Origin of the sequence: Planococcus maritimus, from assembly GCF_001592825.1 — a bacterium.
Classification (GTDB): Bacteria; Bacillota; Bacilli; order Bacillales_A; family Planococcaceae; genus Planococcus; species Planococcus maritimus_C.
This window is the reverse complement of record NZ_LTZG01000065.1, coordinates 1-343: the sequence shown is the minus strand read 5'-3', so window position 1 is coordinate 343 and position 343 is coordinate 1. Positions and strand designations below refer to the sequence as shown.

The window sequence follows — 343 nt, the reverse complement described above, 5'->3', positions numbered from 1 at the left end:
GACTGGTGAGCGGAAGGCCGTCATATCGCCTATTGACCTGACCGGAGGGGACAGCAGCAATTGCATGTCTTGACAGCAAGTGGCGGGGAAGCACGCGCTTTGACGGATTTTGAAAAAAGCGTGAGCAGGTTCCGTTGGTCGCCTTGCAATAAGAAAATCTGGGTCAATGCGCTTGTGCAGGATGGCAAAAAATTGATGGATGCAGAATCAAAGGACGAAGGGGAAGAGAAAAAGCCTGAACCGTATCGCACGACGCTCATGAAATACAAAATTGAAGGCAATGGAATAGTCAAGCAGGACTATCACCGCCAAATCGGCTCTGTGGATTTGGAAACCGAGAAAA

At 49.3% G+C, this 343-nt stretch carries 1 pseudogene; it reads left to right on the top strand.

Features of this window, described 5'->3' with window-relative positions:
* Window positions 1-60: 60 nt before the first annotated feature.
* Window positions 61-343, top strand: a pseudogene (locus AY633_RS15695) (S9 family peptidase); the annotation flags it as partial.